An 11,500-nucleotide genomic window follows, 5' to 3' on the forward strand; every position below is an offset into this window, starting at 1 on the left:
GTCGTCCTCTGTCATCTTCGTGCTCATGTCGACCTCCAATCAGTCGACATCCCATGAATCAGACAACGCTCAGCCGGGGAATCCCATTTCTTCAAACTGCGGCAATCCGTCCACACCGCCTAATTCACCTCAGTGAACACTGAATTCTTCTCAGTTCAGATGAAATAATCCTCATTCAAAAACCGAGCGTCAGAAGTTCGCGACGGAAATCCGGTTCGCTCAACACCACTTCGCCGGCGCCGAGGGCACGGGCGTGGTCCAGCGCGCGCGATGTGAGGCGCTGCGCTGCCTCGACGCTCTGCGTCAGGGGAAATCCGCGCGCGAGCCCCGCGACGATCAGCCCGGCGAACAGATCGCCGGTTCCTGGAAGCGCGACCGGCAGGTGCTCCACCGGATGACGGCTTGCGCCGGCGGCTCCGAGCACGACGCTTTCAATGTGGCCGGCGGGCGTATCTTCGAGCGTGCACCCCGTGGCGATAAGATGGGCTTCCGGCGCGATGCGGAGAAAGGCTCGCGCGGCTTTGAGGTCCGCCATGGTCGCGATCGGCTGCCCGGTCAGCCAGCTCAGTTCGAACGGGTTCGGCGTCGCGATGTCGGCCATCGGCAGCAATCGGTCGCGCATGACGTCGGCAATGGCCTCCGGCACATAGAGGCCGGGGCCTGTGTCGCCCATCACCGGATCGCAGAGATAGACAAGGCGCGGATTGACGGCCTTGGCCTCGGCCACGAAATCCGCGACCATCAGCGCCACGTCGAGCGAGCCGATATAGCCGGTCAGGATGAAATCCGCGCGCTCCGGCAGGCCGCGCTCGCGTGCGCCCTGCAACAGGTCCGAGAAGAATTCCGGCGGCAGCGCCCGGCCACGCAACGTCGGATAGTCGGGCGTGTTGGAGAAGATGACCGTCGGGATCGCCGCCACCTCGAGTCCGGCGGCCTGCATCGGAAACACGGCTGCGGAATTGCCGACATGGCCGAACACGACCTGACTCTGGATCGATATCACGAAGGGAGGAGAGGTCATGGAGCGCCGTCCAGTCTCTTGCGCCAATCTTCCACCCGGCCGCTCTCGAGCCGCCGGACCGCGTATTTCCGCCAGCCTTCGGCCAGCACGTCGAGGGCTGCGATGCCCTTCAGTTCGTTCAGGTTCAGCCGGTCGACATAAAGCGCATGCCAGAGCCGGTGGAGCGTCCAGTCCGGCGCGACGCGGTCCACCAGTTGAAGCCGATCCCCCGTCTTCACGAGTCCGTCTTCCAGCACGCGATAATACCAGCCGGTGCGGCCGCTCTGCTGCACACGTCGGGACATGTCGCGTACCTCGAAGCGATGATTGAGTTTCCAGCAGGGCTGCCGCCCCTGCGAGACCTGCAGGAGTGCCGTACCCAGCCGGAAAACATCTCCCACGGCGACGGTGTTTTCGGTGGGACCGGATGCCGAGATGTTCTCGCCAAATCCGCCGGGATCGGCAAGTACCGGCAGATCGCCGAGTTCTTCTCGCCAGAGCGGATAATGATCCAGCGGATAATGATGCACCGCCTTTTCGACGCCGCCGTGAACCCGTCGGTCCGCCTGCTCGTCGCCTTCGAACCCTTCAGGGCCGAGGCGAAGCGGCCCCGTCACCGGCGCCTTCATGATGCCGCTTTGCGCGTCGCTTCCCGCCAGCGGTCTGGCGCGCCCGGTCAGAAGGGTGATCATGGTCATGCCGGCAAGTCCTGCAGCCATGCCCGCAACATGGATTGGCCGGCATGCCTCAGCGCCGGACCATGCGCGATGGCGTCGCGACGCAGGCTGGCCGGGTCGATGCCGGCCTGAGCCAGTTCCACACTGTGGCCGATGAGCCAGCGCTCGAAGGCGGGCAGTTCGCCTGCTTCGGGGTGGAATTGCAGCCCCAGAACAGTTGGGCCCATGGCAAAGGCCTGCGTCGCGCAGGCTGCAGTTCCTGCGAGACTGTCCGCACCATCCGGGATATCGAAGGCTTCGCCGTGCCAGTGGAGAACGGGCACATCCCGCAGGTGACGAAGCGGGCTGTTGATGCCGGCCTCCGTCAGCGTCAGGGCGGTAAAGCCGATTTCCTTGCGGGGCATCGGGGCGACCTTCGCGCCCAGCGCCGCCGCCATGAGCTGCGCGCCAAGGCAGATGCCGAGCGTCGGGCGGCGGGCGGCCAGACGCGGGGCCAGCCAGTCGCGCTCTGTCTTCACGCAGGGATAGGCTTGCGTGTCATTCACCCCGATCGGGCCGCCGAGCACCACCACGAGATCGGGGCCGAGCGACACCGGCAAGGCATCGATTCCAGCTTCGGCATGGTTGAGCCGGTAGCCTTCTTCCTCAAGCACCGGGCCAAAGCTGCCAAGGTCCTCGAAAGCGAGATGGCGCAGGATCAGGGCGGATTTCGACATGAGGGCCTCTTGCATTTTTCCATGTGTCTCGCGAATATCCGGCCTAAACAAAAGAGCCAGTTTTGAAACTTTAGATAGGCCGGTTGCCATGGCATCGGAACCGCTTGCGCTGGATATCGAGAAGGAGCCCGCGGGCCCGCTGTTTCTGGCGATTGCCGACGCGATCACCCGCGACATCATGCGTGGCCGCCTGAAGCCCGGGGCCCGTCTGCCCGGGACGCGGGCCCTGGCGCGCGAGCTCGGCGTTCACCGCAATACGGTTGACGCCGCCTACCAAGAGCTCATGACGCAGGGCTGGCTCCATGCCGAGCCCGCGCGCGGCACATTCGTCGCCGAGGATCTGCCCGACAGCATGGCGGAGCCGGTTTCGGTGTCCGTGCCCCGAGAGCCCGCAACCGCCCGCCCGCATCTCGCCTTCAGCGACGGCGCTCCCGATCCCAGGCTGGTGCCGGACAAGGCGCTGGCGCGCGCCTTTCGCCGGGCATTGCTGTCTCCGGCCTTCCGCGGCGGCGCGGATTATGGCGATGCCCGGGGCACGCCGGTCCTGCGTCACGCGCTGTCGTCCTACCTCGCCTTGGACCGGGGCGTGGTTGCCGATCCGGCACGGCTGCTGATTACGCGCGGCAGCCAGATGGCGCTGTTCCTGGCGGCCAGGGCGGCAGTGAAGCCCGGTCAGGCGATTGCCGTGGAAGAACCCGGCTACCCGCTGGCCTGGGAGGCCTTCCGGGCCGCGGGCGCTGCCGTGCTTGGCATTCCCGTCGATGCGGGCGGGCTGTCGGTCGCCGCCCTTGAGGTGGCGATTGAAAACGATCCACGCATCGCGGCAGTCTATGTCACGCCCCATCACCAGTATCCGACCACGGTCACCATGGGCGCGGCGCGGCGGCTGCAGCTTCTGGACACCGTCGAGCGTCACGGCATCACGCTGATCGAGGATGACTACGATCACGAGTACCGCTTCGAGGGGCGCCCGATCCTGCCGCTTGCGGCCCGGGCCCCGGCAGGCCTGTCGCTGATCTATGTGGGCTCGCTCTCCAAACTGCTCTCGCCCGGTATTCGTCTTGGCTATGCCATGGCTCCGGAGCCGTTGCTCGGCCGCATGGCGGCCGCCCGTGCGGCCATCGACCGGCAGGGCGACGCGCCGCTTGAAGCCGCGCTGGCGGACCTGATCCGCGACGGCGATCTCGGCCGCCATGCGCGGAAGGCCCGTCGCATTTACCGTGCCCGGCGCGACGTTCTGGCGTCTGCTCTGTCGGCGCATCTGGGCGGGCGGATCTTCTTCGATCGGCCTGCGGGCGGGCTGGCGCTGTGGCTGCACTGCGAGAATGTCTCCGCCGACACCTGGGCGGAGCGGGCCGGTGCGGCCGGGCTTGCGCTGCTGCCCGGAACACGCTTCGCCCTTGATCGCGCCGCACCGCAGGCCCTTCGTCTCGGCTATGCGGCGCTTGACGAGGGGCAGATTGCCCGGGCGGTGAATATCCTTGCCCGAAGCCTGCCCGATTGAACTATTCGGCCGCCATGGCGGAGCCTTGCGGTCTGGCGGGCGCCACATGCATGCCAAGCCGTTGCAACAGGTCGCGGTCCTTCCAAGCCGCGGGGTTCCCGGTCGTCAGCAACTGATCGCCAACGAAAATGGAATTCGCGCCGGCAAGGAAGCAGAGCGCCTGCAACTCATCGCTCATCCCCGTGCGACCGGCGGAGAGCCGCACCACGGAGGCCGGCATCAGGATGCGCGCGCGCGCCACGAGACGGACGAGCGCGAACGGATCGACCGGCCTTGCGGTTTCCTGCACCGGCACGCCCTCGACTGCGTTCCACAGGTTGACCGGCACGCTGTCGGGATGGGTGGGCAGGGTCGCGAGCGTCACCAGCATGGCGATGCGATCCTCTTCCGTCTCGCCCATGCCGACGATGCCGCCGCAACAGACCCTGATGCCGCCCCTGCGGACATGCTCGACCGTCTCAAGCCGGTCCGCCATCGTCCGCGTGGTGGCGATCTCGCGGTAATAGTCCGGCGAGGTATCGATATTGTGGTTATAGAAATCGAGCCCGGCCGCCTTCAGCCGCGCCACCTGATCCGGTTTCAGCATGCCGAGCGTCATGCAGGTTTCGAGCCCGAGTTCCGAGACGCCCTGCACCATGGCGCAGAGCCTGTCCATGTCACGGTCCTTGGGACTGCGCCAGGCAGCGCCCATGCAGAAGCGCTGCGCGCCCGCGTCCCTCGCGCGCCGGGCGGCTTCCAGCACATCGTCGGTCGCCATCAGCTTCGTCGCCTTCACGCCGGTCTTGTGATGGGCCGATTGCGAGCAATAGCCGCAATCCTCGGGGCAGCCGCCGGTCTTGATGCTGAGGAGGCTCGCCGTCTCGATCGCGGTCGGGTCGAAATGGGCGCGATGCACGGTCTGCGCCCGGTGAATCAGGTTCGCAAAGGGCTGGGCGTGGATCGCCCGCGCCTCGTCCATGGTCCAGTCGGTTCTGATCTTTGCGCCGGTCATGCCGCGCGGCCTTTCAGGCGACCGAGGCCGGCGACGAGCGTAACCGCCAGCGCGATCTTGATCAGGTCGCCGAGGATGAACGGCGCAAAGCCGGCTGCGATCAGGCCGGAGGCCGGCACGAACAATGCGAGCCACGCCAGGCCGCAGGCATAGACCACGGCGAGACCGGCGAGCATCGCCAGCGCCAGCCGCATCGGGCCGTTGCCTTCGGCCAGCCTCCCGATCACGAGGGTCGAGAGCAGATAGCCGATGAGATAGCCGCCGGTCGGCCCCGCCATGTAGGCAAGTCCGATCCCGCGCTCCGGCGAGCCGGAAAATACAGGCAGTCCCATTGCTCCCGCGCCAAGATAGGCAGCCATTGCTGCAAAACCGAGCCGGGGACCGAGCGCCGCGGCCAGAAAGAACACCGCGAACGTGTGCAAAGTCATCGGCACGGGCCAGAACGGGATTTGCACCTTGGCGCCGATCGTGATCAGCACAGCGCCGAAGAGCGTGAGGGCAACACCGCGCCAGAGCGATGCCGGGCGGGTCAGGGTGGGGTTGAGCAAAGCCATGAGGCTGGTCTCCGAAGATAGGTTTCGACGCTATCTATAATTCCGGAGATATCTTCATGCGTTCAATACAGATTATAGATAATCATCCAGGAATCTCATAAGTCTCTCTGAGGTCGGCATTTTTTGATGTCGGCTTGCGCTTGCCGATCCAGCCGACATGGCGTGCCAGGGTTGAACAGGCAAACTCGGTCTGGCCCTTCCGCAGGGCATCGAGGATGGCACGGTGGTCGTGGTCTGTGCGCGCCTCCCAGTCGCTGCGCCACGCGGCAAACAGGAAGCGTGCGCTCGCCGCCTGCAGGTCATCGATCGTGCGCAGCAGGCGCGGCATGTGGCACGGCGTGAGGATCAGATGATGAAACCTGCGGTTCGCGGCCTCCCAGTCCCGGACATTGCCGGCGCGATCGCCATGCCGGGTAACCTTTTCCGCCTCATCGAGAATTGCCCGCGTCAGGTTTGGCGCGGCATGACGCAGGGCGAGCGATTCGAGGCTCGCCCGCATTTCGGCGACCTCGCGCAATTCGGCGATATCGAATTCGGTGACGCGGAACCCGCGCCAGGGCTCGCTCTCCGCAAGCCCCTGCTTTTGCAACGCACGAAAGGCCTCGCGCACCGGTACGTGGCTGGCGCTGAACTCCGCCGCGACATGATCCTGCCGCAACCGCGCGCCGGGCCGTATTGCGCCGGATATGATCCGATCCGCGAGAATACGCGCGATCCGGTCGGAAATGGTCTCGTCTGTCTCTTTGGTCATAGATTATAGATAATCGATGTCACGTATGAAGTCGACGTTTGTGGCCGAATTGGACCTGAGGTGTGGTGAGCGGCGAACTGGCTTCCAGTTGTTGACGCGCAAGCATTCGACCGTGATCGTCGGCCGCGCTATCGGGCACCTTGATATGCTATTTCTCAACACCTGCGGCTAACGTCGCCCATTCTGGCGGCAAGCAACCCAAGGAGAGGCCCGGGACCACTGTTTCGACCTCAGCGCGTTGACAGCAGCACTAAGGTCGGCTTATACGAAGACTTGTATCGGAACGCGGACCAGCGTGGGCAGCTAATTTTACCTGCTTTTCGTCGATATACTCACAAACATTTCTGAGCCGATCCAGATAGGATATCGATCTATCTGGCCTTGTCGCGAGATCCCTCTCGCGCCCCCTCCCCCTTCCGTCAATTCATCCCGCCCAAACGCGATCGCGATCGCGAAGACGTATTCATGCCTGAAACAGCTTCAAAGAGAGCAAAAGATCAATGGTAACGACATCAGAAAAGACGTCGGAAAGCTCCAACCAGCATAGACCCTTTCTCGCTATACTAGCCTTGGCGGTTTTTTTCGTCGGCGCAAGCGAGTTCATGCTTTCGGCGATGCTTGGACCGCTAGCTGAGGCATTCCGCACGTCTCCGGCTCGTGCCTCGTGGCTAATCTCCGGCTACGCCTTCACTTACGCTTTGGCGGCTCCTATTCTGGGATATCTCTCAGACCGTATCGACCGTGTTCGCTTCCTACTCCTGGCACTTCTGGCCTTTGCTATCGATGGAATAGGAATTGCATTTTCTCCGACTATCGAAATTGCAATGGTTCTCAGAGTCTTCGGTGGGCTAGCGTCTGCTGTAATCATTCCGACGGCGTTCGCCCTGGTTTCCGAAATCGTCCCCAGGGAAAGGCAGGCTGGTGCGATGGGCCTCGTCATGCTTGGAATGACGTTCGGCATTGCGCTGGGTCCAGCCCTCGCAGGCGTGCTCACCGAATGGGCTGGTTGGCGACTGCCTTTTCTCATGAGCGCAAGCGGATGCGTTTTGGCGTTCATTATCGGTTCCAGAACGGCCCCCGGTAATTATTCACCCTCATTCGCCAGAACTACAGTGCATCTTCATTGGATGAAGAAATGGAATGTAATGCGACCGCTGATAGCCAAGGGCGCCTGGAATGGGACAGGCGTGGCCGCTTTCCTACTCTCGGGGGAGATGCTCAAGCAACGCTACAACTTGAACACAGCAGAGATTGGCGTCACGGTCACCGCGTTTGGTTTCGGTTTAGGCATCGGAAATCTGTCTGCGGGCTGGATACGCCGCATGTGCGGCAGAGAAGAAATGTCACTCATCGCGATAACTGCATTACTTGCGCTGTCGATCGCAGCCTTCACCACAGTCGCTCTCCCTTTCATCGCGGCCGTAACTTGCCTAGTCCTATGGGGATTTGCACTCGGCGCCGGTGCGCCAAGCAGTACAACGATATTGGCAGAGCGATCTGGGCATAGCAAAGGCATGGTACTTGCTTTTGCTGAAACGCTAAATAACGTGACAATTTTCGCAGTGCTCCCCGCAGCAACACGTTCAATCGATCGCGGCGAAAATATTTCCCTCATATTGGTGTTGGGTATGGGGCTTTTTGTTGGAATAACTCTGACGTTGATTGATGGCTTCCTTTCGCGACCGGTCTCGGCCGAGCAATCAAAGCCCCTCGACCTTTCGGGATCGAATTAATTACACATCATACGATCGAGAAGACGGCTGGGAACGTGACAGGCGGGCTGCATAACTGCGGGGACGGTTATGGGAGGCGTTTCTTCAAAGACCAATCCGATTTGCACGACATAGCGCGATATTACCGCACAAGCGCCTGCAAGGACTTTTCACATTCAGCTTCTATCGCTTTCTATGGTTCTCATGATGATCGGAGGACATAGAATGAATACTCCAAATTTTCGTCGAACGATTCGGCGCCAGCAGCTACGTGAAATGGTCCCTCTGGCTGACAGCACCATTTATGAAATGGAGCAGCGTGGCGAGTTTCCCCGCCGGTTTGCACTCTCGCCACGTTGTATCGTTTGGGACTTGGCCGAGGTCGAGGCTTGGCTGATGGCACGGCGGGCTGCGCCAATCCGACGCGCCCAACACCCCGATGTCAACAAGCGTAAAATCCGCCCCGTCAAAGGGCAGGATCAAGCTCCATCAAGGGCATAGCTTGCGGCAAAAGCGTGGGAGCATACTTCCGGCCATCGATCCAGGCATCCACAGTATCTGCCCACTGCTGCATCATATGCCGGCGCTGCACTTCATACTCGGCCTTGTTGTAAACGCCGCGCGATGAGCGCCCGTCCTCGTGCGCCAAGCACTTTTCGATCCAATCGCTGTTAAAGCCCAATTCGTTTAGCAGCGTCGACCCGGTGCGCCGCAGATCGTGCACGGTGAACGGCTCCAGCGGCAACCCCTCCTTCTTGGCCTGTGCGACGACAGCGTAGGTGATACGGTTAAAGGTCGCGCGGGACATGGGAGCATCAGCGTCGTACCGGGACGGCAAAAGATATCGGGAGTTGCCGGAGCAGGTCTTGAGCGCAATCATGATGTCCAACGTTTGTCGGCACAGGTAGACATTGTGCGGCTTCGCCCGCTTCATGCGTTCCTTTGGTATCGTCCAGACAGCGTTGTCGAAATCGATCTCGTCCCACACCGCGTCCTGCAGCTCGCTCTTTCGGACCATGGTCAGGAGGAAGAGCTTCATACCGAGGCGGATCGTTGGCAGCGTCGCGACATGCTCGAGTTGCTTGAACATGATGCGTATCTCGGCAGGCGACAATGCGCGGTCTTTCGGCGTAAAGGTGGCGATTGAGGCCGGACCGACGTCATCGGCCGGATTGACGACCTTCTCGCCGTGCAGAATGGCATAGCTGTAGATCTGCTTCAGGATATCCCGCACATGGATGGCGGTCGCTGGCGCACCTCGTTCGACGATCTTGCCGCAGTGGGCACGCAGGTCATCAGGCGTGATCTCCGTCAGAAGACGATTGCGCCAGACGGGCATCAGTTCGCGCTCGAAGATGGAGCGACGCATCGCACGCGTGCTGTCGGCCATGGTCGCATTGGTCAGCCATTTCTCGCCGAACTGGCCGAAGCTCTTTGCTTCCTTGATCCGGCGCTTCTCCCGCTGCTTCTCGATGGCGGGAGACCGCCCTTCGGCGATCGCACGCCGCGCGTCGATGCATAACTCGCGAGCCCTGGCGAGCGATATCCCGTCACGGGCATACCTACCGAGATAGACGGTCTCTCGCCTGCCGTTCAGCCGATAGTCGAGCCTGAACGAGATGGCACCCGACGGCATGACGCGCACATACATGCCGTCACGATCGGATACCTTGTACATTTTGGCTTTTGGTTTCAAACACTTAAGTGCTGCATCGGTCAACATTTCGGGCCTCCTCGCGGAAAAGTACCGTCGCACGGTTTTTGGAGGCTGTCGGCGTCGAAAACGCTTTTAATTCAGCACCTTATATCAAAAAAAGTACCGTCACGAGCCTCATTTCTCCTGACGGTACTTTCGTTTTTCCGTTTGATCAATGGGGGCGAGGCCCGTCAGCGAGGCTGCCAAACGCGATCTATGCCCACCGATAGATGTCGATAGGCATAGAAGGAATTTATTTTTATTTTCAGTTAGTTAGATCGCATTTCATCGCAAAATCGGCGGCGTTCGGATGGGCCTGAATCATTCCCACTCGATCGTGCCCGGCGGCTTCGACGTCACGTCGTAGACGACGCGGTTGATGCCGCGGACTTCGTTGATGATGCGGGTGGCGGCCTTGCCGAGGAAGTTCATGTCGTAGTGGTAGAAATCGGCAGTCATGCCATCGACCGAGGTCACGGCGCGCAGTGCACAGACATATTCATAGGTGCGGCCATCGCCCATCACGCCGACGGTCTGCACCGGCAGAAGCACGGCGAAGGCCTGCCAGATCACGTCGTAGAGGCCGTTTTTGCGGATTTCGTCGAGATAGATCGCGTCGGCCTCGCGCAGGATGTCGAGCTTCTCCTTGGTCACGCCGCCGGGGCAGCGGATGGCAAGGCCCGGCCCCGGGAAGGGATGGCGGCCAATGAAGGAATCCGGCAGACCGAGTTCCTTGCCGAGCACGCGGACCTCGTCCTTGAACAGTTCGCGCAGCGGCTCGACAAGCTGCATGTTCATGCGCTCGGGCAGGCCGCCGACATTGTGGTGCGACTTGATGGTGACCGAGGGGCCGCCCGAGAAGGACACGCTTTCGATCACATCGGGATAGAGCGTGCCCTGGCCGAGGAAATCCGCGCCGCCGAGCTTCTTCGCCTCGTCCTCGAAGGTCTCGATGAACAGGCGACCGATGATCTTGCGCTTGGTTTCCGGATCGGCGACGCCCTCGAGCTCGCCGACGAAACGGTCGACCGCATCGACATGAATGAGGTGCAGATTGTAGTGCTCGCGGAACATCGCGACCACTTCATTGGCCTCGTTTTTGCGCATCAGCCCGTGGTCAACGAGGATGCAGGTGAGCTGGTCGCCGACCGCCTCGTGGATCAGGAGTGCGGCAACGGATGAGTCGACGCCGCCGGACAGCGCGCAGATCACGCGTTTGTCGCCGACCTGATCGCGGATCTTCTGCACCATTTCGGCGCGGTAGGCCGCCATCGACCAGTCGGATTTCAGGCCGACGATCTTGTGCACGAAATTGGAAAGCAGCCGGCCGCCATCGGGCGTGTGCACCACTTCCGGGTGGAACATGGTGGTGTAGTAGCGCTTTTCTTCGTTGACGCAGATGGCAAAGGGCGCATGCGGCGAGACGCCGATCACCTCGAACCCTTCCGGCGCGCGGGTGACGCGGTCGCCGTGGCTCATCCACACCGGATATTTCCTGCCGACCTCCCAGATGCCCTCGAACAGCGGCGAGGCCTTCAGGATCTCGACATCGGCGCGGCCGAACTCCGCTGCATGGCCGCCCTCCACTGTCCCGCCAAGCTGCAGGCACATCGTCTGCTGGCCGTAGCAGATGGCGAGGATCGGCACGCCGCTGTCGAACACGGCCTGCGGCGCGCGCGGCGAGCCGTCCCGCGTGACGGAATCCGGACCGCCGGAGAAGATCACGCCCTTGGGCTTCAGCCGCTCGAACCCTTCCTCGGCCTTCTGGAACGGCACGATCTCGCAAAACACGCCGGTCTCGCGCACGCGACGCGCGATCAACTGCGTGACCTGGCTGCCGAAATCGATGATCAGGACGGAATCGGGATGAGAGATGTCTGCGGTCATGGGAGGCCTTCC

At 62.2% G+C, this 11,500-nt stretch carries 11 protein-coding genes; 3 read left to right on the forward strand and 8 right to left on the reverse strand.

The genetic code is table 11. From position 1 onward, the window contains the following. Positions 1-175 precede the first annotated feature (175 nt). The 3 genes from pdxY to FF124_RS11120 are packed head-to-tail and all read right to left on the reverse strand — an operon-like array spanning position 176 to position 2,393. Positions 176-1,021, reverse strand: a complete 846-nt coding sequence (gene pdxY, locus FF124_RS11110) for a pyridoxal kinase (protein ID WP_138748567.1) — start codon at positions 1,019-1,021, stop codon at positions 176-178. Beyond that, positions 1,018-1,698: an MOSC domain-containing protein gene (locus tag FF124_RS11115; protein WP_138748568.1), complete on the reverse strand. Its 681-nt coding sequence runs from the start codon at positions 1,696-1,698 to the stop codon at positions 1,018-1,020. The genes pdxY and FF124_RS11115 overlap by 4 nt, the downstream gene beginning before the upstream one ends. Beyond that, positions 1,695-2,393, reverse strand: coding sequence for a glutamine amidotransferase (locus FF124_RS11120; RefSeq protein ID WP_138748569.1), 699 nt, complete (start codon positions 2,391-2,393; stop codon positions 1,695-1,697). The genes FF124_RS11115 and FF124_RS11120 overlap by 4 nt, the downstream gene beginning before the upstream one ends. 88 nt (positions 2,394-2,481) lie before the next feature. Here FF124_RS11120 and pdxR point away from each other — a divergent pair, with 88 nt between their 5' ends. Next, positions 2,482-3,897, forward strand: a complete 1,416-nt coding sequence (gene pdxR / locus FF124_RS11125; RefSeq protein ID WP_138748570.1) for a MocR-like pyridoxine biosynthesis transcription factor PdxR — start codon at positions 2,482-2,484, stop codon at positions 3,895-3,897. Between the two features lies 1 nt (position 3,898). Here pdxR and bioB read toward each other — a convergent pair whose 3' ends face one another. From bioB to FF124_RS11140, 3 genes are all read right to left on the reverse strand, one after another. Continuing rightward, positions 3,899-4,888: a biotin synthase BioB gene (bioB, locus tag FF124_RS11130; protein WP_138748571.1), complete on the reverse strand. Its 990-nt coding sequence runs from the start codon at positions 4,886-4,888 to the stop codon at positions 3,899-3,901. After that, complete coding sequence (locus FF124_RS11135; RefSeq protein ID WP_138748572.1) at positions 4,885-5,442, reverse strand: biotin transporter BioY; 558 nt, start codon at positions 5,440-5,442, stop codon at positions 4,885-4,887. Before FF124_RS11135 ends, bioB begins: the two co-directional genes overlap by 4 nt. 82 nt (positions 5,443-5,524) lie before the next feature. After that, complete coding sequence (locus FF124_RS11140) at positions 5,525-6,193, reverse strand: GntR family transcriptional regulator (protein ID WP_138748573.1); 669 nt, start codon at positions 6,191-6,193, stop codon at positions 5,525-5,527. A 500-nt stretch (positions 6,194-6,693) separates the two neighbouring features. Here FF124_RS11140 and FF124_RS11145 point away from each other — a divergent pair, with 500 nt between their 5' ends. After that, a complete protein-coding gene (locus FF124_RS11145; protein ID WP_138748574.1) occupies positions 6,694-7,926 on the forward strand; it encodes an MFS transporter in 1,233 nt (410 codons plus the stop codon). Between the two features lie 204 nt (positions 7,927-8,130). Then, positions 8,131-8,406 (forward strand): helix-turn-helix transcriptional regulator, encoded by a 276-nt coding sequence (locus tag FF124_RS11150; RefSeq protein ID WP_138748575.1) that lies wholly within the window; start codon positions 8,131-8,133, stop codon positions 8,404-8,406. On the opposite strand, the gene FF124_RS11155 is transcribed toward FF124_RS11150, so the two are convergent. Both FF124_RS11155 and guaA read right to left on the reverse strand, forming a co-directional pair. Further along, entirely contained in the window at positions 8,372-9,628 is a 1,257-nt protein-coding gene (locus FF124_RS11155; RefSeq protein WP_138748576.1) for a tyrosine-type recombinase/integrase, read from the reverse strand. The genes FF124_RS11150 and FF124_RS11155 overlap by 35 nt on opposite strands. Positions 9,629-9,922: 294 nt before the next feature. After that, positions 9,923-11,488, reverse strand: coding sequence for a glutamine-hydrolyzing GMP synthase (gene guaA, locus FF124_RS11160; protein WP_138748577.1), 1,566 nt, complete (start codon positions 11,486-11,488; stop codon positions 9,923-9,925). Positions 11,489-11,500: the final 12 nt, after the last annotated feature.

Origin of the sequence: Martelella lutilitoris (assembly GCF_005924265.1) — a bacterium.
GTDB lineage: Bacteria > Pseudomonadota > Alphaproteobacteria > Rhizobiales > Rhizobiaceae > Martelella > Martelella lutilitoris.